Source organism: Paenibacillus xinjiangensis, from assembly GCF_059686975.1.
This window is the reverse complement of sequence record NZ_JCAALS010000021.1, coordinates 69987-91332: the sequence shown is the minus strand read 5'-3', so window position 1 is coordinate 91332 and position 21346 is coordinate 69987. Positions and strand designations below refer to the sequence as shown.

The window sequence follows — 21346 nt, the reverse complement described above, 5'->3', positions numbered from 1 at the left end:
AACTTACCATGGGAGAGTGCTTACAGTGAACCATCAGAAGGTACAACAACTTATTGAATTTACCTCAGCCTTGCAAGATTTCGTTATAGTAGACGAATTGGATACCTATGATCATATGGGTTGTGTGATTGTAGACGCAATTTTACAATCTGGAATTAAGTATGAGACTGTTGTTAAACCAAGAGTTCAAAAAGTAAGGAACGAATATCCTGAAGCTAAAAAAACGACTGAATTTCTAAAAATCCTTTCGGATATTGCTCCATCAAAGTTATTGGATTTTGGTGGTGATAAACCAATGCGATTATTGGAAGTAACATGTTTCTTCAGATTAGAAGGCATAGAAACCACAAGTGATTTGCGTAAATGGCTGGAAAGTACGGAAAACAAAAATAGACTTATGAAAATAAAAGGTATCAAAGATAAGACTGTAGATTATTTTGGGATATTGGTTGGTCAAGACACTAGCGCAATCGATCGTCATATAGTGAACTTTTTGAAACTAGCTGATATTGAAGCTTTAGATTATAAAGAGATTCAAGACATTATCAATTCAGCTGCTGATATATTAAACGTGCCTAAAGCATTTTTTGACCATAGTATTTGGACTTATATGTCCAGTAAGTAGTATTTTATGATTTGAATTTGGATAGTTTATAACAATAGGAAATAGAAAAAACCTCGTACATGGACGCGGTTTTTTCTATGAAATCAAAGCAATTATAAGGGGATTCAATTAGAATATCAATTTTCTAATCAACTTCGCACATAAATTATACGCCCTCCTTGCTCGGACGCTCCCTGCTCAACCCAATTTTCCAAGTTCATAATTGTTTGTCGAAAATGGAGGACTTTAATAACATTTTTTCTACATAAACCGTCAACGCTAACTGTGCTCTTAAAAAAGGTTGAAGCTCGACTGTTGACATTTATCTCATTTTGAAGTATCTTAAATTTAAGATATTTATTAAACGCAGCAGAGAGGGTCATTAAGTCCCTTAAGGCTTGGCTAATATCTTAATATTAAGATTGTTACAACTCTAAGGCACAGTATCGAAATAGAGGCTAAAAACAAAAGGATGGACCATACTAGGGAAAATATCGGTCCACCTAAATCGGAGAGGATGTTCACTATGAACGTAAAAGGCATTCATCATTTAACCGCAATGACAGGGAGCGCATCGCATAACTATACATTTTATACCGAGGTGCTTGGCATGCGTCTCATTAAGAAAACAGTCAACCAAGATGATACAACGGCTTACCACTTATTCTATGGGGATGAGATCGGCAATCCAGGTACAGAGCTTACGTTCTTCGATTTCCCGGGAGTAGGCCGCAACCTGCCAGGCGTCAGCAGTATCTCAGGCACTTCACTTCGCGTAGCTAATGACGCTGCACTGCAATATTGGCTGGAGCGTTTCGCAGAAAAAGGAGTGAAGCACTCCCCAATTGCTGAGTTCGCTGGTCGTAAGGTGATTCAGTTCGAGGATCCAGAGGGTCAGCAGCTATCCATCGTATCTGATGAGACGAACACGGGCGTGGAAGGCGGTAAGCCTTGGGCTAAAAGCCCGGTTCCTGTAGAGTCCGGCATTACGGGGCTTGGTCCTGTTAAGCTAACGGTCAGGAAACCGGAAGGAACGATTGCTGCGCTTCGTCTGCTTGGATTCACCGAGAAGAACCGAATTCCTGCACTTGTTGAAGGTCAAGAGGATATCATCGTGATGGAAGTGGCAGAAGGAGGATCGGGCGCAGAGGTGCATGTGGAGCCGCGAAGCGATCTTCATGTGGGGCGTCAAGGTGCCGGCGGCGTTCATCATGTTGCTTTTCGGATAGAGGATAAAGAGGAGCTAATGGAATGGGTGGGTGTTCTGAATAGAGCGGGCTTGCCGAACTCTGGGTTCGTGGAACGGTTTTACTTCCGCTCCCTGTACTTCCGTGAACCGAACGGCATTCTGTTCGAGCTTGCGACAGACGGTCCGGGCTTCGCAACGGATGAGCCAGTCGAGACGTTAGGCGAGTCACTGTCCTTGCCGCCATTCCTAGAGGATAAGCGTGAATCCATTGAGGCGAATCTCAAACCACTCAAAACCAACTAAATCGCTGTACATTTAAGATGCTCAGAGGGTCATGTGAACGGCGACCTGAAGAGCATTTTTTTCATCGCTCTAACCCATGAGCAGTCAAGCGAGTGGGGAGCATTAGCGAAACGAGGTTCACCAACAGCGAAAGGAATTTCGCTATTGGTGAGGGGGTAGCATGCATGAGGTAGGATAGCGAACCTAATTACCGTATTAGCGAAAGTGGCTGCGCGAATAAAGTAATTAGTTACTTTAACCCATGAGCTGGCAAGCGAGTGGGGAGCATTAGCGAAACGAGGTTCACCAACAGCGAAAGGAATTTCGCTATTGGTGAGGGGATAGCAATGCATGAGCGAGGATAGCGAACCCAATTACCGTATTAGCGAAAGTGGCTGCGCGAATAAAGTAATTAGTTACTCTAACCCATGAGCAGGCAAGCGAGTGGGGGAGCATTAGCGAAACGAGGTTCACCAGCAGCGAAAGGAATTTCACTATTGGTGAGGGGATAGCATGCATGAGCGAGGATAGCGTAATGTGGCGGAATAGGTGCAGTACTCACCTATAGCATTTTCACTAAATTTAGCCTATCTTGGCTCCATGAGAGAGTGCGAACAGCACAGCCTGCTCTCTATCCATCCGCATACCAGTAATCGCGAATGTTTTGAAGTCGACGCCTTCCATATTGGCGCCTCTGACATCCGTGCCCTGTAATTTGGCTCGGGAGAGCAAGGCCATGGACAAATCGCAATCTCTTAGATCGGCTTTGTCTAGGTTCGCTCCAGAGAAGTCCGCTTCATGAAATTTAATTCCCCGCAGGTCCTGTTTCACTAATCGGGTATTTCTCAGATTCGTGTAGGACCAGTCGCCTTGAACAATGGTGAATCCATCCAGCGTAGAGCCGGAGAAGTCCGAGCCTGTCATTTTGCAGGAATCGAATTTCGAGACAAACAGATTGGCTCCGTTAAAGTTGCAATTCACGAACGCGGATTCTGTATGGATGGAACCATTCAACAGCGCACCGCGGAAATCGCATTCAACGAATCGGCAGTTGGTGGAGGTAAGCTCCTCCAGTGATCCGTTAGAGAACGAGCAGCGACTAAATGTACAGCCAATGAGCTCGCCGAATCTTAAGTCTTGTGTACCGAAGTCTACTCCTGTATAGGTTTGATTAATATGCTGAAACATGTGGTCCTCCTATGACGAGCTAATGGTCTGCTTGAAATATCTTTTTTAATAGTAGCATATGGGTGTCAAGTACCTGCCTGATCTACGTGAAAAGTCAAGTGTTTTATTCACTGCTGAGCAGCACAAGGCTACTTGTTGATGTTCATTATGAGGACAGAAAAGGGGGTGAAGCCATGATGGCTTCACCCCCTGAATACATTACAGCCACTTATTGGCCCAGTCTTCTACGGCTACTAATGCTTTCCCAAGATCGGTGCCTTTTCTCGTTAATGAATATTCCGTACGAATGGGGCGATCGGTAATGACATTCCGAATAACAACGCCATATTCTTCAAGCTCTTTCATTCTCTCGTTAAGCACTCGTTTACTCAGATCTGGGATATAGCTTTGTATTTCGCTGAACCGTTTCGGTTCCTCCATTAGCGTGTGAATAATAAGATTTACCCACTTTTTGCCGATTAGCTGATGGGCCGTCTCGACCTTATCACATACAAGCTTTTGGTGTTTGTCCTCCGTCATGTCCTCCACCCCCTTTTACCATAGTAAACCTCATATCCGCATTGTGCAACCGCTTTCTAAATGAATCAATGAAGTATACAGGTTATTTAATATCAACAGATTATCATTAAAGGTAATGTAAGCTGTTACATAACAATATCACATTAAACCCTTGCAAATAAAGCATAGAATCATAGTCACAATATCGACAATATCGTATTGACGTATAGAAATTCTAGAAGTATGATTGTGAACGGAAAGTGAACTGGTGATTAAAAGTAACCTATTTGCAGGAGGAACTAACGTGGATATGACCTTTGTTTTGTTTGGTGCGACAGGGGATTTGGCCAAACGCAAAATATACCCTGCCTTATATAATTTATATCTTGAACAGAAGATGCCAAGCTCTTTCTCCGTGATAGGACTAGGCAGAAGAATGGTAACGGACGACGCTTTTCAGAAGAATGTGGAGCAATCGCTACATACCTTCTCAAGACGAGCAGTCGGTGACTCTGCGAAGCTGCAGGCGTTCCTGAGTGCTTTTCGCTATAGCGTGTTAGATGTAGGTAATGTTGAAGATTACCGCAAACTGCTAGAGCTTGTGAAGCAGCGTGAAGAAGAATTGAACATTCCACAGAACCGGATGTTCTACTTATCTGTAGGGCCTGAATTCTTCGAGACGATCTCTTCCAATATTCTCGCCAGCGGACTAGGCCAGACAGCAGGCTGGAAGCGACTCATTATTGAGAAGCCATTCGGCAGAGATCTGGAATCCGCTAGACAATTGAACGCGAAGCTTAGTGAAGCTTTTGTGGAGGAAGAGATTTATCGAATCGATCATTATCTTGGCAAGCCGATGGTTCAGAACCTTGAAGTGCTGGAGAATGCGAATCCGGTTATTCGTGCGATCTGGTCGAACCGTTATATCGATAATGTTCAGATCACAGCGAGCGAAACAGTCGGCGTCGAGGATCGTGCCGGTTATTATGATAACTCTGGGGCGCTTCGCGACATGTTCCAGAATCACATGCTTCAAGTGCTGATGATGACAGCAATGCAGCTTCCGAAGCGCAGCACGCCTGAGGATGTTCGTCAGAAAAAGAAAATGGTCATGGAATCACTGCGGCCATTGCTGGCTGCTGATATCACATCGAACATTGTACTTGGTCAATACGGAGCAGGTGAGATGAAAGGCCAGCCGGTTGTTGGTTATACAGATGAGCCGGGTGTTCCAGCAGCATCAACGAATGATACGTTCATTGCTGCCAAGCTGTGGATCGATGATCATTATTGGAATGATGTTCCGTTCTATATTCGTACAGGCAAAAGAATGAAAGAGAAGTCTACACGGATTGTTGTAGAGTTCAAAGAGCCATTGAAGCAAATTCCTCATCCTGAGGATGCGACGGCCTTCCCGAATCTGCTGGTCATTGAGATCAGTCCGAATGAAGGCATTACACTTCAATTGAACAGCAAAGATCCGCTGCATGAAGGCAAGTTCAAGCCTGTTCCGATTCATTTCCACTCCAATGAGGATGTTCCGGAAGCTTATGAGAACCTGATCTATGATGCCATGCGCGGTGATGCGACCTTCTTTGCTCATTGGGATGAAGTGGAATTGTCATGGAAATGGGTTCAACCGATTCTCGATCTAATCGAGCAAGGGAAGATGCCTATACATTCTTATGCAGCAGGCTCCTACGGACCGGCAGCCGCACATACGCTTCTTGGCGATCACAAATGGTGGTTGGATGAAGAAGAGGCTGTTAATTCAGAAGTAAAAGGAGAACAATATGTCTACTAATGATGTGATTGAGCAGCTAGCGGTTAACACGATTCGTACGTAGTCGATTGACGCTATTAATGCGGCAAATTCGGGACATCCGGGTCTGCCGATGGGCGCCGCGCCTATGGCTTATGCGCTGTGGGCGAAGCATATGAAGCATAATCCTGGTCATTCACAGTGGTTCAACCGGGATCGCTTCATCCTGTCCGCTGGGCATGGCTCGAGCTTGCTGTAAAGCCTGCTTCACCTGACTGGCTACCAAGTATCTATCGATGATCTGAAGCAGTTCCGCAAGCTGAACAGTCTGACTCCGGGTCACCCGGAGGTTGGTCATACCGATGGTGTTGAAGCAACGACCGGCCCACTGGGTCAAGGTATTGCTATGGCAGTAGGTGTAGCAATGGCTGAGGCGCATCTGGCTTCGAAGTTTAACCGTGAAGGATATCCGGTCGTTGATCATTATACGTACACGCTTGTGGGTGACGGTTGTCTAATGGAAGGTATCTCTTACGAGAGCATGTCCATGGCTGGTCACATGAGGCTTGGTAAATTGATTACACTGTATGACTCCAATGCGATTTCACTTGATGGTGAATTGAACCTCTCCTTCTCTGAAGACATTCAGAAGAGAACAGAATCTGCGAACTGGCAGTATCTGCTCGTTGAAGATGGCAATGACATTGAGGCTATCGCGAAGGCGATTGAAGCGGCTAAGCTTCATACCGAGCAGCCTACTCTTATTGAGATCAAGACGGTCATCGGCTTCGGAAGTCCGAAGGTTGCTGGTACGAATAAAGCGCACGGCAATCCGCTTGGCGAAGAGGAAGCAAGAGCAACGAAGGATGCTTATGGCTGGAACTACAGCGAGAACTTCTATGTACCTGCTGAAGTAAAAGCTCATTTCGAGCAATTGAAGCAAGCTGGAGCAGGTGAAGAAGCGAAATGGAATGAGCTGCTCGCTGCTTATGAAGCTGCGCATCCGGAGCTGGGCAAGGAGCTGGCGAATGCTGTCTCTGGCAAAGTGCTGCTGAATGCAGAGGATATGCTGACATTCGATGCATCGAAGTCGATATCGACTCGTGTTGCGAGCGGAGAGGCGATCAATCATTTTGTGAAGATCGTTCCTTCCATATTCGGCGGAAGCGCGGATCTGTCTCATTCAACGATGACTGATATTGTAGGTGACCCAACGTTCGCTGTTGAAACCTACAGTGGCCGCAACATCTACTTCGGCGTTCGTGAGCATGCAATGGGCGCAGCAGGCAATGGTATGGCGCTTCATGGAGGCGTTAAGCCATTCGTTAGTACGTTCTTCGTATTTAATGATTACTTGCGTCCATCGATTCGACTAGCTGCCATTCAGAAGCTGCCTGTTACGTATGTATTCACGCATGACTCTATTGCAGTCGGCGAAGATGGTCCTACACACGAACCAGTCGAGCAGCTTGCTGCCCTACGTGCGATTCCTGGACTGACAGTCATTCGCCAAGTGATGCGAATGAGACAGCCAATGCTTGGGCTTACGCCTTACAGCAAACAGATGGTCCAATTGCGCTTGTGCTTAGCCGTCAGAACCTTCCTGTGCTAGAAGCTACGAAGGCGAATGTGGGGCAGCTTGCAGCAGGAGCATATGTATTGTCTGAGACGAATGACAAGCCTGAGGTCATACTAATCGGAACAGGCTCTGAGGTATCTCTTGCGCTTCAAGCACAAGCCGCTCTAGAGCAGGAGAATAAGTCCGTACGTGTCGTTGCAATGCCAAGCTGGGAGCTGTTCGAGAAGCAATCGGCCAGCTACAGAGAATCCGTGCTTCCGGCAGCTGTCACGAAACGTATTGCAATTGAAGCAGGCGTATCGCTTGGTTGGGAACGCTATGCAGGCGGGCAAGGAGCAATTGTTGCGATTGATACATTCGGTGCATCAGGCAACGGCAATGCTGTGATGGAGCACTTTGGATTCTCGGCAGCAGCAATCGTGGAGAAAGCAAAGCAGCTATAGGCTAAGTCTAACATTTCGAACACACATAAATATATTTTTCGGAGGGAATCACATGAAGGTTGGATTAATTGGATTAGGAAAAATGGGTATGAACTTAGGACAGAATTTGCTTGATAACAAACACGAGGTTGTTGCATTCGATCTGAATACAGCAGCAGTTGATCAAATGAAAGGCTTCGGCGCTGCTGGCGCTCACACGCTGCAAGAGCTCGTGCAACAGCTCGAGACGCCAAGAATTCTGTGGATCATGGTTCCTCATGGTGTAGTGGATAATGTAATTGGTGAATTGAAACAGCTATTGTCCAAAGGCGATATCATTATTGAAGCGGGTAACTCGCATTACAAAGAATCAATTCGTCGCTACGATGAGCTGAGAGAGCTGGGCATTAGCTTCATGGATGTTGGTACATCCGGCGGTATGGAGGGTGCTCGCAACGGCGCTTGTTACATGACAGGCGGAGATCCTGAAACTTGGGAAATCGTTGAGCCAATCTTCCGTGATACATCTGTAGAGAATGGTTACCTGTATGCTGGTAAAGCAGGCAGCGGCCATTACTTGAAAATGGTTCATAACGGCATCGAGTACGGCATGATGGCTGCTATTGGTGAAGGCTTCGAGGTGCTTGAGAAGAGCCAATTCGATTATGACTTCGAGAAAGTAGCACGTGTATGGAATAATGGTTCGGTTATTCGTTCATGGCTGATTGAGCTTATGGAGCGTGCGTTCTCCAAAGATGGCAAATTGGATGAAATTAAAGGGATTATGCACTCTTCTGGCGAAGGAAAATGGACAGTAGAAGAAGCTTTCGATCTACAGGCGGCGACTCCGGTTATCGCAATGTCCTTGTTGATGCGCTATCGTTCACAAGAGAATGATACCTTCACAGGTAAAGTCGTAGCTGCGCTTCGTAATGAGTTCGGCGGACATGCTGTAGAAACGAAGTAGATCTACTGAAACGCTAGATTGAATAGAACATAATAAATGGAGGTAATGGATAATGAAGTTTTTCATTGATACTGCGAACGTAGAGGATATTAAGAAAGCATATAAAACGGGTGTATTGTCAGGTGTAACGACGAACCCGTCGCTTGTAGCCAAAGAAGGCGTGAAATTCGAGGATCGAATCGCTGAAATTTTGCAGCTAGTACCTGAAGTTGAATCGGTATCAGCTGAAGTAACTCCTGATGCCATTACCGCCGATGAAATGATAGCTCAAGCTAATGAATTGATTAAGATTAATGCCGGGGATAAGAATATTACCATTAAGCTGCCGATGACGCTTGCAGGTCTTGAGGCTTGCCGTTATTTGACTAAAAAAGGCGTGAAAACGAACGTGACGTTGATCTTCACGGTCAACCAAGCACTGCTTGCAGCACGTGCTGGTGCAACTTACGTCTCGCCATTCCTTGGCCGTCTGGATGACATCTCGGAGGATGGCGTATTGCTGGTAGCGAAGATCGCTGAGCTGTTCCGCATTCACAATCTGGATGCTCAGATTATCGCAGCTTCTGTACGTCATCCTGATCACGTCACTCGCGTAGCGATGGCTGGTGCACATATCGCGACGATCCCGTACAGCGTTATTGAACAGCTGAGCAAGCATCCGCTTACGGATCAAGGGATGGAGAAGTTCGCAGCAGATTGGGCCAAAGCTCCTAAGTTCTCTTAATTCATTCATAAATGAGATTTCAGTCAAAAAACCTTCAATCCCACTTGCAGTGGTGTTGAAGGTTTTTTGCTGTGTAGAGAGGATTAATCGGGAGTAAGTCGGTTCCGATAGATTCGAGGGCTAACACCCATATGCTTGCGGAACAACGCAGCGAAATGATTATAGTTCTGAAAGCCAACATCAAGCGCTGCCTCAGAGGCGGTCCTCTCCGATTGGGCAATAAGCAGAGCAGCTTGATGGATGCGCATCCCGTTCAGCGTGTCTAGTATAGATTTGCCCGTCTCCTTCTTGAACAAATGTGACAATCGAGATGATGAGAGATTGACCTCCTTGGCGATATCTTCGATTCGCAGCGGCTCCCTCATTTGTCTGGATAGAAGGTGGAGGGTAGCTTCAATGCGCGGATCGATCTGCTTCACCTGCCGTTCAGCTACGAGCAGCAGCACCTCTCGAATCGCATTCTCGCATAGCGGATGCCATAGGGTCCGCTGCTCACGGGAGTCCTCCAGCACGCTGCGGAGTGCACGGTAGATGCGCTTGCGGATATGTCCGTTCGCGATTGGTTGAACCAGCACCTCCTCATTCGGCAAATAGCTCGTCTCGGGCATACCCGGGAAGTGTGCCCAGATGAAGTTCCAGCGGGAGCCAGGCACCGTTCCGTATTGATGAGGGATATGGCTGCGCAGCAGCGTCACATCTCCTGCTGCACATCGCTTCTCACCGGAGGCTGTAAGGAAATAACCTTCACCGTCTACCGTGTAAGTAAGCAGCCAATCGCTCATGCCAGCTGGACGACTAGTCATATATTCGTCGGATTCATTGAAGCGGCCAGCGAAGATGGGACGATCGTTAGGTGGATTGCTATGCTGGAATGTATCGTAGGTAGGCAATTGTTTTCCTCCATTATTATGGATGATGGTTGAAGCTGTAGACGATAATTTTCAACCATTATAACGCGAAGGATACAGGTTTGTCATCGATTCCTCCTGATAAGCAAGATAGCAGAATCCAGATAGTTTATGACAGAGTCCTTACTTCTGTACAGCTTCGTGAATGATTATGATAACAGTAACAGTAGATCAATAACAACAACTGCTATAGGAGTGAGCGATTATGAATCAAGTAGGACGTGTATTGACAGAGGAGCAGCTGGAGCAGTTCAACAAGGAAGGCTACATTATAGTGAAGGGGTTATTCTCACCTGAGAACCTGGCAGAGATCGAAGAAACCTTCGAACAGATTAGCTTGACACCTGTGCCGGGGTATTTTGAGCCGAAATTAGACGGTGGCTCTAGTGATCCGCTAAGCAGGTATCCACGAGTCATGCACCCACATCGATTCAACGAAACGGCTAAGAAATATATGCTGCATAAGCCTGTTATGGATGTGCTTGCCGATCTGTATGGGGAGCCTGCATTGGCTGCGCAGAGCATGTTCTATTACAAGCCACCAGGCTCACGCGGCCAAGCGCTGCATCAGGATAATTTCTATCTGAAGGTCGAGCCGGGCAACTGTATTGCAGCTTGGACAGCCGTTGACAGCGCGGATCTGGAAAATGGCGGGCTGCTCGTCGTTCCTAAGACAGGCCAGCATGAAATCTCTTGTCCTGAGCTAGCCGATTCGAATGAGTCGTTCACGACCCACTACGTGAAGCCGCCTAAAGAGGAGAAGGCTCTCCCTGCCATTATGGATAAAGGGGATGTGCTGTTCTTCAATGGCAATCTCATTCACGGCTCTTACCGGAATAAGTCGAAGGATCGGTTCAGAAGGGCATTCATCTGTCATTATGCCAATGAATCCGCGACACATATTAGCAGCCATTATCGTCCATTGTTCAAAGGTGACGGTACTCAGGTTGATCTGGTGAACAATCCTGATGGCGGACCTTGTGGCATTGAATTCGAAGCGTTGTATCCACATTGATCTTATAGACCAGTCCCTGGGTTAAACAGCAGCCTGCGCATTCGAATGTTCTTCCGATCGTCATTGCTCGGGGATTCCCCTGAATCAACGAAATAACGTTGGAATCCCCTCACAAAAACGAACGCTGACGCTTCTCCAGAATCATTCGAATGACTCCGTTTGCTATAACCTGTCAATTACAAGCTAAATAGACAAGCAAAAAGAAGCGAAACGAATATACCATGGTCAACGGATGTATGAATCAGAAAGTGCGTCTGGCCGAATCAAAAACACCCGAGGGTTTCGCAGATTCCTGCTTCGGGCCTTGCAAAAAGTTGACCTTGAGGTCGAGTATCTTCATATCATTATTCACAAAAATAGCGGTGCAGGGGTTAATCCTGCACCGCTATTTTCAGAATGTAGAGAAACTCATGTTTTTTTAATGAGGGGTTTCTCTTTTGGTTTACAGCGTTTTCACCATTCATGCCCTCCGTTCAAGATGGAGAGCAATCTTTTTCATGTTCTGAACTGCGGCGGTCATCAACGCTTGTTCCATTACGTTGTTCAACCCCCGCGGAGCTGGAGCTACATTGTATGTAGTACAATCAAATCAGTGGAAACGGCACGAGAAGTGCGTTTAGGTTGCATTTCATACAACCAAATCTGTTGTTTTGGCGTATAAAAGTAAATTTCAGGAATCCAAGTTGCAGTGAGTACAGTGTATAGCAAACTGTTGTTCATATATCGCCATAAGGTTGTATGAAATACAGTCTGCATCACGCGAGATAGATGATTATTGTGCGAGTTGGAGCTACATGGTATGTAGTACAAATGGTCAGCATTATCAACTGAAAGAGAGCTCTAGAATCATGTAATGATGCACAAAGGTCAGCATTATGAGCCGGTACTGTGGGTTGTCTGACGCTGATTCTATTCGAATCGATGTATGACAAACCAGTAAGTCAGATGTATGATTGGGTGTCTACTTTCTTGACAGAGGTCCAGTAGTGCAATCAAATTAGCAGAAACGGCACTAGAAGTCCGCTTATTTTGCATTTCATACAACCGCATTCTGTAGAAAAATCCCCAGTAGCTCCCAGATCGTTTTAGATCGATTTCACTTCGACGACACGAGAACCACCAAATAAAAAAGTGCCAAAAAGTCCCTTGGACTTTCTTGGCACTCTGAAAATAGCGGTGCAGGGTTAATCCCTGAACCGCTATTTTGTGATTTCTTGCTGCTAATTTATTTCTTGATTCTACTCGTTGATTTTGAGGCGAATAACGTTCCATGATGCTTTGCCCAGCTGTGCATGTACATGACCTGCATCAACCTTAGCATTGCCGCGGTTGTGAGGGGTTACATTGTCGGGGTTAAGCTTGGAGTTATAGGACTTGAGATCATCATTCTCCATGACAATGTGCTCAATCAAGCTGATATCACCGAAGCTGCGAAGGTTCATATCCAGGTCAAGACCCTCCGTTAGATGACGGTTGACAGCGAAGATTGTTACTTCTCCTTGCTCTTCATTGTGCACGCTGATCGCTTCAAGAAAGGGAACATCTGTGAAGTCCTTGGAATCATATTTCGGCGAAGAGATAATCGGCTGAAGCACAGTGCCTCTTCCATAGACTGATGCATGCATATAAGGGTAATAAGTCGTTTGCAGCCAGAGCGGGCCGCCATTCTCGGTCATAATCGGAGCAATAACGTTGATCAATTGAGCCAGACAAGCCATTTTGACACGATCAGCATGCTTCAGCAGAGTAATGACGAAGCAGCCAATGGCGAGTGCGTCTTCCATGTTGTAGACATCTTCGAACTCAGGAGGTGCAATCTGCCACAGATCGGAGTTGCGGCTTGTTCCGACGGTTTTCCATACATTCCACTCATCCAGAGAGAGCATGAGCTTCTTCTTGCTGCGTTTCTTCGCTTTCATATAATCGCAGATTGCGGTTACGCTATAGATGAATTGATCCATATCGAGCGATTTGGCCAAGAAGTTGGACGTGTCGCCTTCGTTGTTGTCGTAATAAGTGTGCAGCGACAGGAAGTCGACTTGATCATAAGTCAGATCCAGTACAGTAGCTTCCCAATCCGCGAATGTGCTCATGCCGCTCGAGGAGCTGCCGCATGCAACAAGCTCAATACTGGAATCAACCCAACGCATCGCTTTGGCTGTCTCATTAGCGAGTCTGCCGTACTCAACAGCTGTCTTCGCGCCAATCTGCCATGGGCCGTCCATTTCATTGCCGAGACACCAGGTTTTGAACTTATGCGGCTCTTGGTAGCCGTGAGAGATCCGGAGATCACTCCAGTAGGAGCCTGATGGGTGGTTGCAATATTCAACCAGATTTCTTGCCGCATCAATGCCGCGTGTGCCAAGGTTAACAGCCATCATCACTTCAGAGCCAATCATCTTAGCCCAATCTGCGAATTCATTCGTGCCAATCTCGTTCGTCTCCGTAGTCCACCATGCGAGCTCCAGAAGACGCTTGCGCTCTGACTTAGGACCGACACCATCCTCCCAGTTGTAGCCGGAGACGAAGTTCCCGCCCGGATAGCGAATGATTGGAACATTGAGCGCACGAATCGCCTCAAGCGCATCGCGTCGGAAGCCATTCTCGTCGGCGCTTGGATGCCCTGGCTCATAGATGCCGCCATAGACTGCGCGTCCTAGATGCTCGATGAATGATCCGTATAGACGTGGATCTACTTCGGAGATCTTGAAGTTCTTATCAATTAACATAGTCGATTTATTAGACATGATGTGTTGCCTCCAGATTTAGAATTAACTAATTAATTAATTCTTATTTTTGGTGTTTCATTGATTTATACTATAATTTTTATCATAATAGCTATATACAATCAATATCTGAATGATGGTAAAGTTCAGGATTAAGTAAATTACTAATTGTAAAAGCGGGTGTTACGTATGTATCTCACAACGAATTCAGAATCACTTCACGTATATGAAGCGCTGGCTAGCGAGGTTCGCTTGCAAATTATCGACTTATTGTTTACCGAAGAAATGCATATTAAACAACTGGCCTCTCAGCTGTATCTTAGCAGTGCCATAGTAAGTACGCATGTGAATAAGCTGCAGAAGGCAGGTCTTGTCCAATGTAAAATGAAGCGTATCAACGGTGGAACCTACAAGTACTGCTCGATATCTACGGAATATTTGCAAATCAAGCTGTCGCCTTCCACAGAAGCAACTAGAAAGTTCACTGAGGTAGCCATTCCTGTCGGGCATTATACAGACTATGAAGCGACACCAACATGCGGTATGGCTACGACAGAGAAGATGATTGGACATTACGATAACCCGACCTATTTCTTGGACCCGGAACGCGTTCATGCCGGAATTCTGTGGTTCGCTAGAGGATTTGTAGAGTATAAAGTGCCTAATTATCTATTTAAGGATCAAGTGCTGACGGAAATCGAGATTTCGCTCGAGATCGGGTCGGAGGCTCCGCATGTGAACGACAATTGGCCTTCTGATATTGAATTTACTCTGAATCATAAGCGGCTCGGTGTATGGACAAGTCCTGGTGATTTCGGCAGGATGAGAGGACGGTTCTCTCCAGAATGGTGGCACACGGATGTGAACCAATATGGATTAATGAAGGTTATTCGCATTAATGAGAAGGGGACGTTCATTGATGGTGAGCAAATATCAGCTGTAACTATTCATGATGTTCAAGGCGACAGCAAGCAATGGACTCTGCGCATCAGTGCTGAGGATACTGCCCGCGGCCGTGGCGGACTAACGCTGTATGGCAAAGGCTTCGGCAACTATGATCAGGATATCGTCGTACGCAGCTACTATGTGGAGGATTAAACATTATGATAGTGGGGGAATGGAATGGAAACCAGTAATGACCGCGCTGACAAACGGCTGGAAGAAGCAAAAGTGATCTTGCAGGAACTTCAGCTATTGAGTCGATTAGCTCAAATAGGTTCACCCATTGTCGTAGGGGCAGCTGCATACGGATTAGTTGTGAACCCCGACATCGATATTGAGGTTTACTGTGATGAACCGAAAGCTGAAGATGGTTTTGCAATCCTTACAGCTATCTCGAGGCTGCCTAACATTAAAGAAATAAAATTCAAAAACGCAATGGACACTGCCGACCAGGGGCTATATTTTCAAATCAAGTACCTGCATTCAGATGCTCTTTGGAAAATAGATATGTGGCTACTAGCCGATAACCATCCAGGCCCTACCGCTAGAGATTTCCTGACTCCCATGTTAAATGCTCTTACTGTAGAGACTCGTGAAGCCATTATCGAAATCAAAGAAGCGCTGATGCTGCGCGGAGAGAAGTATCCCTCCATTTACATCTATCAGTCCGTTCTGGATGGCCATGTACGTAATCTTGAAAGTTTTTATCATTGGTATGAGTCTAACAACAGGCCCAATAGCTTAACTTCGTGGACGCCTTAACATTCAATTATGATGGAGAGGGCAGCTAATCGCAATCGATTAGCTGCCTTCACGTAAGCGTTCATATAACGGAGTATTCCTCAGTCAGCTCATTCCCGATCGAGCGAATCATCCGCTGGAACAGCAGCGATTGCTGCCAGCGATCACTGATTTCGTTAGAGCGTGCCGCGGATTCATCGGTTGTTATGGCGTAACCTGGCGGGCCTAGCTCAATAACGACAGGCAAGGTGCTTCCGGGTTCGGACTGCTGCATCCATTGTCGCATACCAGCCTTCCACCAGCGTCTATACAGAGGGACCATGGAATGCTCGCCATATTCTCCGATATCAACCTGGATCTGCTCACCATTCGACACCCTCGTATGAATGCTTGAGGTACGTGCAAGCAGGAGCTGCAAGTGCTCCTCTGCTTCATCGGAGACCGTATGCATTTCACCTGCAACAACATAATGAGAGAAATCGATCGTTAGCTTCAGCTTAGCTAGCTGCTTGACATACTGCACGGTTCGAATTAAATCCTGCGTAATCGTTCCACGGTGCGTCTCCACATACACTGGCATGTCGTATTGCTCGGACAAGAGGTTGATTTCCTGCAATAGCGTTACTGCGGCCTCTCCTGTTAAGAAGGGGGTCATAACCTGCGTATTGATATAACTGATAGATCCGCATTGCTTGGCAGCAAGGAGAGCCTGCTCCATATCGCTGGGGGTCTTCGGAAAGGCGTTGACACTGAAGGTTAAGCCGTATGACTCCAAAAGCTTTTTCCAGCTCTCGGCAGTCTCGGGGGCTGGTGTGAAGCCGTTAATGCCGTTGAAGCCTGCCTCTGCTATCTGTCTAACCTTCTCCTCGGCTGTCCATAGCCTGCCATTGTCTCCTAATGAGGTCATTCCCCACCAAGACATTTGTACATCCAGCTTATGTATTGAATTCATTAAGAGTGTCCCCCTTGTCACGATGTGTGAATGTCATGCAGCTGTGCATTAGAGCTATAGTATATAGGGACTTGCCGGCAATAAGAAGTAACGATCATGCTTAATAATCATACGATCCTGCTGCATAGTAACGTTCATATGGATGTACAAGGCGGAGGGACTAGTTCGTTGTGCTCATAGATGAAATGTCAGAATTTAGGTATAATTTGTCGAATAAGGGGGTGAGCACTATTTTGTACGATGAAGTGTATTACATGAAGAGCGGAGCTGTTGTAGAAATCCGCCGAGAAAGTCCCGATTCCTTTGAAGAATATCATGAAAAGCTATTTGATCTGATCTTTAATCCGCATACCCTCCAGGGAGAAGATATTATTGCACTCCATCTGACATCTGCTGACAATAAGCATTGCGTCAGCTTGAAAAGATCAGATATTAGTGCCTTTAAGATTTCTATAGTCGATTAAGAGCAAGCACCCTTAGCGGTGCTTTTTATTTTGGATAATACGTTAGGCATGTTCACATGCACAGCAGTAAGTTGGATGGCACTAGCTTCTCGCAGCAGGATTGGCGTATATTTAATAGACAAGCCTACACCAACTGGAATAGATGAACAAAGGGAGTGAAGTCATGTTGAAAAATCAGCTCGGCCATTCAGACCTGCACATTAGTGAAATCGGACTCGGCTGTATGTCACTTGGAACGGATAGAGCGAAGGCTATTGGACTTATTCATGAAGCTCTAGATAAGGGCATCAACTTTTTGGATACAGCAGATCTGTACGATAATGGCAACAATGAAAGAATCGTAGGGGAAGCTATGAAAGGGCGCAGGTCAGAGATCATTGTGGCGACAAAAGTAGGCAATCGAACTATTGCTGGCAAGGATGGCTGGACGTGGGACCCCTCCAAGAGCTATATCAAATCAGCGGTAAAAGAAAGCCTCGAGCGTCTGCAAACCGATTATATTGACTTGTATCAGCTACATGGAGGGACACTTGAAGATCCGATTGATGAGACAATCGAAGCTTTTGAGGAGCTGAAGAGAGAAGGCGTCATTCGCTATTATGGGATTTCCTCGATACGTCCGAATGTGATTCGTGAATACGCACAGCGTTCGAATATAGTTAGTGTAATGAGTCAATACAGCATACTGGATAGACGATCCGAGGAGACGGTGCTGCCCCTGCTTGCAGAGAAGGGGATCAGCCTTATTGCACGCGGTCCAGTCGCCAAAGGCATTCTGACAGATCATGGCTACGAGAGAGCGGACAAAGGGTATTTGAACTACAGCAGCGAGGAGCTTATCGAGCTGCATAGGAGTCTGATTGAGCTGAGTGGTGAGAGCGAGAGGAGAAGCTTGTCCAAGCTTGCGATTCGTTATGCTCTGACTCATCCAGCAGTGGCTGTAGCGATTCCTGGGGCGAGCTCGCTGGAGCAGCTTATCAGCAACATTGAAGCAGGAGAAGCTCCGTCGCTAACCTCGGAGGAATATGAACAAATTCAACTCATGAGCAAGCCGAATCAGTATGAGGCACATCGTTAATGCTGTTAGCAGGCGATAGACAGTTCGGTAGAGTCAGGTGCTATTGTGTATTGAATTACTTGAAGCCTAAGACTACAATAGATGTGGGCTCGTTCACGCTAACGATGCCGAGGTAACTATTTATACAACTTATAAGGCGGGCGAACATTCATGGACGGCAAACAAGCAGCAGGAGAACAAGCGGCACAGCTCGTACAAGACCATATGATCGTAGGTCTAGGCACTGGCTCTACAGTCTACTGGACGATTATGAAGTTAGGTCAATTGAGCAAAGAAGGTCTTACTTTCCGAGGTGTTCCTACTTCCATTCAGACGGAGAAGCTGGCGCTAAGCTTGGGTATTCCTTTAGTTGGATTAGATGAAATTGATGAAATCGATCTTACGATTGATGGTGCGGATGAAGTGAATTCAAGGCTAGAGCTTATCAAAGGCGGAGGAGGAGCGCTTCTTAGAGAGAAAATGGTGGCTTCTATTTCACGCCGATTTGTAGTTGTTGCAGATGAGAGTAAGTACGTCGACCACTTAGGAAAGTTCCCGCTTCCAGTCGAAGTGGTGCAGTTCGGTTGGCAGATGACGCAGAAGCAAATAGAGAAGTTGTATCCTTGCCGTACAGAGCAGAGAATGGCTGAAGGCAAGCCATATGTAACGGATAACGGGAACTACATTATCGATTGTTATTTCGGGGATGTTAAGTACCCTGCACAGATGAATCTGGCCCTGAATCAAATTCCAGGCGTAGTGGAGAATGGATTGTTTACCGGTATGGCGGATCAAGTCATTATTGGCAACAAGGACGGTTCCGTTCGTTTGATCGGTTTCGAGGGGTAAGAGTGATGGTGAAATTGCAGCTTCTATTGATGAGCTGCAATTTTTTTTGTATGCGCATGGTGGATAGTGGAGCAGTAATGACCTGAGGTCAGTTACGAAAAGTCAACAATCCAAACTATTGTACTCCTGTAGAAAACCTGCTAATATTACAGAACGAACGTTCAGTATTATTAGTGGGCAGTATAGATGAGAGAAACGGAGGGCAACCTCAATGTATTAAATATAACGAACGTTCAGTATTCTAGAATTATTCATCTTGCTCTCAACTTTATGGATTAGGAGAAAATTTCATCATGTCATTATTAACAAGAAATAAAGGTGCTATGCTGCTGCTCATGTTCAACATCTTCATAGCCTTTGTAGGTATCGGACTAGTTATCCCCGTCATGCCTGCGTTTATGAATGAACTGGGACTAAGCGGAGGAGCACTAGGGTTTCTCGTAGCGGCCTTCTCTGTAACACAATTTTTGTTCTCACCGATGGCTGGAAGATTGTCGGATCGATTCGGAAGAAAGAAAATGATCATTATAGGCTTATTCATATTTGCCTTATCTGAACTAATATTCGGGCTTGCGGATTCCTTGCTGGTGCTCCTCGTCGGGAGACTGCTAGGAGGGATCGGCGCAGCCTTCATAACGCCATCCATAATGGCCTATGTTGCCGATATCACGTCCAAGGAAGAAAGAGCAAAAGGGATGGGCTTCTTATCAGCAGCGATCTCATCGGGCTTTATCATCGGACCTGGCATAGGCGGCTTCATCGCAGACTTCGGGATTCGAGTGCCATTCTTCACAGCGGCTGTGGCGGCAGCTATTGGTGGTCTCATTACGATAGCCATTCTGCCGGAATCGCTAAGTAAAGAACAGCAGCTGAAAGCTAGAAGCAGCAGCCCATTGTTCGAAAAGGGGAATGGGATGGTGAAGCAGTTCATCAAATCCTATAAAGCGCCATATTTTATCGGACTCGTTATCGTATTCGTACTTGCATTTGGCTTAGCCAACTTCGAGACCGTATTCAGTCTATATGTTGATCATAAGCATGGCTTCTCCCCCAAAGATATTGCCATTATCATTACATTCGGTACCGTATTAGGCGCTCTCGTTCAAGTAACCGTGTTCGGTGCGTTATTGAACAAGTTCGGCGAGCAAAGAGTTATTCTTACCTGTCTGGCTTTCGCGGGACTGTTCATTTATCTTACCATTTTCGTTCACAGCTATTGGATGATTATGGCGGTTACCTTTATTATTTTCCTCGCGACAGACATATTGCGTCCAACAATCAGTACCTTTTTATCGAGGCTGGCAGGGGAGGATCAAGGGTTTGTAGCGGGAATGAATTCATCCTATACAAGTCTCGGCAACATTATTGGCCCCTTGGTAGCAGGAATGCTGTTCGATATTAATGTGGATTTACCGTATATTTTTGCAGCTGTTGTGCTATTTATTTGCTTAATTGTCACTATTATTTGGAGTAGAAATTATAAAAAAACTCCCGCCAAGCAGAATACTCATTTATAATATAGATAAATGCCAGTATCGGAGTGAAGTTAGTGAATAAGAAACAACTGCAAAGTGAGCAGACGAAGAAGCGGGTTGCTGACAGCGCACGTGCTCTCTTCGTGCAGAAAGGCTATGCGGCAACTTCTATTGAGGATATTGTAGCGGCAACAGGGAGCAGCAAAGGAAATATATATTATCATTTCAAAAGCAAAGAGGGGCTGTTCCTCTATTTATTAGATGAATGGAATCGGGAGTGGGAGGAGCAATGGGCGCTGAAGCAGCATCTCTTCCCAACCGTAACCGACAAGCTGTACGGATTCGCTGAACATCTGGTTATAAGTGATCTGAACCATCCACTAACAAGAGCGGCAGATGAGTTTTTTGATAACAACAAGTGGGTGGACAGCGACGTCCAGGAGCGAGTATCGAGCATGAAGGCTGAGCATATTAAGTTCAATCAGAATTTGCTGCAGCAGGGAATGGATTCAGGGGAGTTCAAGTCAGATAACGCGGAGCTGTTAGCTCGAATTCTTGAGAGTCTGGTTCTGGGGCTTGGCGAGATGTGCCGGAAGCTGACCGAGGGGGAAGCGCTCCAGCTGTCGCGGAGATCCATAGAAGTCTTTCTTCATGGCATTGGTTCTAATACTCAGCAAGGATAAGGAACGTCAGCATGAGAGGTCATTGGCAAAAGTTTTCTTTTGCAAGAGCTCCATGCTGGCGTTTCTTGTTGTTGGTATCATATATAACGAATGAATATGAGGTGAGAGCATGTTGAAAAACTCAAAGAGGTTGAGCGCCTTCAGGCTGTTTGCCCTTTTCATTGGTGAGATTCTGCTTGCAACAGTGCTCTTTGTTGTGTTAGCTGTTGTTCTAAAGGTTGAAGGAGATAGTGGCGCACTAGTCATCCTAGCAATCGTCATTTCTGTTCAAATCTCTTTTATTTCGGCTTATGTCATCTTAAAGCTTATCAAATGAAAG

General features: G+C 46.1%; 19 protein-coding genes and 1 pseudogene. 15 read left to right on the top strand and 5 right to left on the bottom strand.

The window, feature by feature from the left end; all coding sequences use genetic code 11:
* The first annotated feature begins 25 nt into the window (after positions 1 to 25).
* Positions 26 to 625, top strand: coding sequence for a DUF8548 family protein (locus AC6ESP_RS20225; protein ID WP_497098544.1), 600 nt, complete (start codon positions 26 to 28; stop codon positions 623 to 625).
* Positions 626 to 1130: 505 nt separating this feature from the next.
* Complete coding sequence (locus AC6ESP_RS20220) at positions 1131 to 2096, top strand: ring-cleaving dioxygenase (protein ID WP_497098543.1); 966 nt, start codon at positions 1131 to 1133, stop codon at positions 2094 to 2096.
* 561 nt (positions 2097 to 2657) lie between these two features.
* Here the strand turns inward: AC6ESP_RS20220 and AC6ESP_RS20215 are convergent.
* Positions 2658 to 3263, bottom strand: a complete 606-nt coding sequence (locus AC6ESP_RS20215) for a pentapeptide repeat-containing protein (protein WP_497098542.1) — start codon at positions 3261 to 3263, stop codon at positions 2658 to 2660.
* 198 nt (positions 3264 to 3461) lie between these two features.
* Positions 3462 to 3782, bottom strand: a complete 321-nt coding sequence (locus AC6ESP_RS20210; protein WP_497098541.1) for a winged helix-turn-helix transcriptional regulator — start codon at positions 3780 to 3782, stop codon at positions 3462 to 3464.
* 289 nt (positions 3783 to 4071) lie between these two features.
* Here AC6ESP_RS20210 and zwf point away from each other — a divergent pair, with 289 nt between their 5' ends.
* From zwf to fsa, 4 genes and pseudogenes are all read left to right on the top strand, one after another.
* Positions 4072 to 5565: a glucose-6-phosphate dehydrogenase gene (zwf, locus tag AC6ESP_RS20205; RefSeq protein ID WP_497098577.1), complete on the top strand. Its 1494-nt coding sequence runs from the start codon at positions 4072 to 4074 to the stop codon at positions 5563 to 5565.
* A gap of 46 nt (positions 5566 to 5611) precedes the next feature.
* Positions 5612 to 7545 (top strand): annotated as a pseudogene (gene tkt, locus AC6ESP_RS20200) (transketolase).
* Positions 7546 to 7597: 52 nt separating this feature from the next.
* Positions 7598 to 8491 carry a phosphogluconate dehydrogenase (NAD(+)-dependent, decarboxylating) gene (gene gnd / locus AC6ESP_RS20195; protein WP_497098540.1) on the top strand — a complete coding sequence of 298 codons (894 nt, stop codon included), beginning with the start codon at positions 7598 to 7600 and terminating at the stop codon, positions 8489 to 8491.
* 52 nt (positions 8492 to 8543) lie between these two features.
* Positions 8544 to 9215, top strand: a complete 672-nt coding sequence (gene fsa / locus AC6ESP_RS20190) for a fructose-6-phosphate aldolase (RefSeq protein WP_497098539.1) — start codon at positions 8544 to 8546, stop codon at positions 9213 to 9215.
* 83 nt (positions 9216 to 9298) lie between these two features.
* On the opposite strand, the gene AC6ESP_RS20185 is transcribed toward fsa, so the two are convergent.
* Positions 9299 to 10105, bottom strand: a complete 807-nt coding sequence (locus AC6ESP_RS20185) for a helix-turn-helix domain-containing protein (RefSeq protein ID WP_497098538.1) — start codon at positions 10103 to 10105, stop codon at positions 9299 to 9301.
* A gap of 223 nt (positions 10106 to 10328) precedes the next feature.
* Between AC6ESP_RS20185 and AC6ESP_RS20180 the strand changes: the two genes are divergently transcribed.
* Positions 10329 to 11138 (top strand): phytanoyl-CoA dioxygenase family protein, encoded by an 810-nt coding sequence (locus tag AC6ESP_RS20180; RefSeq protein ID WP_497098537.1) that lies wholly within the window; start codon positions 10329 to 10331, stop codon positions 11136 to 11138.
* A gap of 1238 nt (positions 11139 to 12376) precedes the next feature.
* On the opposite strand, the gene arfA is transcribed toward AC6ESP_RS20180, so the two are convergent.
* Positions 12377 to 13885 (bottom strand): arabinosylfuranosidase ArfA, encoded by a 1509-nt coding sequence (arfA, locus tag AC6ESP_RS20175; protein WP_497098536.1) that lies wholly within the window; start codon positions 13883 to 13885, stop codon positions 12377 to 12379.
* 168 nt (positions 13886 to 14053) lie between these two features.
* Here arfA and AC6ESP_RS20170 point away from each other — a divergent pair, with 168 nt between their 5' ends.
* Both AC6ESP_RS20170 and AC6ESP_RS20165 read left to right on the top strand, forming a co-directional pair.
* Positions 14054 to 14962 (top strand): ArsR/SmtB family transcription factor, encoded by a 909-nt coding sequence (locus tag AC6ESP_RS20170; protein ID WP_497098535.1) that lies wholly within the window; start codon positions 14054 to 14056, stop codon positions 14960 to 14962.
* Positions 14963 to 14986: 24 nt separating this feature from the next.
* Positions 14987 to 15568 (top strand): hypothetical protein, encoded by a 582-nt coding sequence (locus tag AC6ESP_RS20165; protein ID WP_497098534.1) that lies wholly within the window; start codon positions 14987 to 14989, stop codon positions 15566 to 15568.
* A gap of 61 nt (positions 15569 to 15629) precedes the next feature.
* On the opposite strand, the gene AC6ESP_RS20160 is transcribed toward AC6ESP_RS20165, so the two are convergent.
* On the bottom strand, positions 15630 to 16499 hold the full coding sequence (locus tag AC6ESP_RS20160; protein ID WP_497098533.1) for a sugar phosphate isomerase/epimerase family protein: 870 nt from the start codon (positions 16497 to 16499) through the stop codon (positions 15630 to 15632).
* Between the two features lie 254 nt (positions 16500 to 16753).
* On the opposite strand from AC6ESP_RS20160, the gene AC6ESP_RS20155 reads away from it, so the two are divergent.
* The 6 genes from AC6ESP_RS20155 (at position 16754) to AC6ESP_RS20130 (ending at position 21343) form a co-directional block, all read left to right on the top strand.
* Entirely contained in the window at positions 16754 to 16963 is a 210-nt protein-coding gene (locus AC6ESP_RS20155; RefSeq protein WP_497098532.1) for a hypothetical protein, read from the top strand.
* A gap of 163 nt (positions 16964 to 17126) precedes the next feature.
* The gene (locus AC6ESP_RS20150) at positions 17127 to 18041 is read left to right on the top strand and encodes an aldo/keto reductase (RefSeq protein WP_497098531.1); all 915 of its coding nucleotides are present in this window, start codon (positions 17127 to 17129) and stop codon (positions 18039 to 18041) included.
* Positions 18042 to 18191: 150 nt separating this feature from the next.
* On the top strand, positions 18192 to 18869 hold the full coding sequence (rpiA, locus tag AC6ESP_RS20145) for a ribose-5-phosphate isomerase RpiA (protein ID WP_497098530.1): 678 nt from the start codon (positions 18192 to 18194) through the stop codon (positions 18867 to 18869).
* Between the two features lie 293 nt (positions 18870 to 19162).
* Entirely contained in the window at positions 19163 to 20386 is a 1224-nt protein-coding gene (locus tag AC6ESP_RS20140; RefSeq protein WP_497098529.1) for an MFS transporter, read from the top strand.
* 32 nt (positions 20387 to 20418) lie between these two features.
* The gene (locus AC6ESP_RS20135; protein WP_497098528.1) at positions 20419 to 21027 is read left to right on the top strand and encodes a TetR/AcrR family transcriptional regulator; all 609 of its coding nucleotides are present in this window, start codon (positions 20419 to 20421) and stop codon (positions 21025 to 21027) included.
* A gap of 109 nt (positions 21028 to 21136) precedes the next feature.
* Positions 21137 to 21343: a hypothetical protein gene (locus AC6ESP_RS20130; protein ID WP_497098527.1), complete on the top strand. Its 207-nt coding sequence runs from the start codon at positions 21137 to 21139 to the stop codon at positions 21341 to 21343.
* Positions 21344 to 21346: the final 3 nt, after the last annotated feature.

Coding starts and splice junctions, on each gene's coding strand:
- AC6ESP_RS20170 (WP_497098535.1), top strand. CDS start 14,054: ATGTATCTCACAACGAATTCAGAATCACTTCACGTATATGAAGCGCTG.
- AC6ESP_RS20160 (WP_497098533.1), bottom strand. CDS start 16,499: ATGAATTCAATACATAAGCTGGATGTACAAATGTCTTGGTGGGGAATG.
- gnd (WP_497098540.1), top strand. CDS start 7,598: ATGAAGGTTGGATTAATTGGATTAGGAAAAATGGGTATGAACTTAGGA.
- AC6ESP_RS20180 (WP_497098537.1), top strand. CDS start 10,329: ATGAATCAAGTAGGACGTGTATTGACAGAGGAGCAGCTGGAGCAGTTC.
- AC6ESP_RS20130 (WP_497098527.1), top strand. CDS start 21,137: ATGTTGAAAAACTCAAAGAGGTTGAGCGCCTTCAGGCTGTTTGCCCTT.
- AC6ESP_RS20220 (WP_497098543.1), top strand. CDS start 1,131: ATGAACGTAAAAGGCATTCATCATTTAACCGCAATGACAGGGAGCGCA.
- rpiA (WP_497098530.1), top strand. CDS start 18,192: ATGGACGGCAAACAAGCAGCAGGAGAACAAGCGGCACAGCTCGTACAA.
- AC6ESP_RS20210 (WP_497098541.1), bottom strand. CDS start 3,782: ATGACGGAGGACAAACACCAAAAGCTTGTATGTGATAAGGTCGAGACG.
- zwf (WP_497098577.1), top strand. CDS start 4,072: ATGACCTTTGTTTTGTTTGGTGCGACAGGGGATTTGGCCAAACGCAAA.
- AC6ESP_RS20215 (WP_497098542.1), bottom strand. CDS start 3,263: ATGTTTCAGCATATTAATCAAACCTATACAGGAGTAGACTTCGGTACA.
- AC6ESP_RS20150 (WP_497098531.1), top strand. CDS start 17,127: ATGTTGAAAAATCAGCTCGGCCATTCAGACCTGCACATTAGTGAAATC.
- AC6ESP_RS20140 (WP_497098529.1), top strand. CDS start 19,163: ATGTCATTATTAACAAGAAATAAAGGTGCTATGCTGCTGCTCATGTTC.
- AC6ESP_RS20165 (WP_497098534.1), top strand. CDS start 14,987: ATGGAAACCAGTAATGACCGCGCTGACAAACGGCTGGAAGAAGCAAAA.
- fsa (WP_497098539.1), top strand. CDS start 8,544: ATGAAGTTTTTCATTGATACTGCGAACGTAGAGGATATTAAGAAAGCA.
- arfA (WP_497098536.1), bottom strand. CDS start 13,885: ATGTCTAATAAATCGACTATGTTAATTGATAAGAACTTCAAGATCTCC.
- AC6ESP_RS20155 (WP_497098532.1), top strand. CDS start 16,754: ATGAAGAGCGGAGCTGTTGTAGAAATCCGCCGAGAAAGTCCCGATTCC.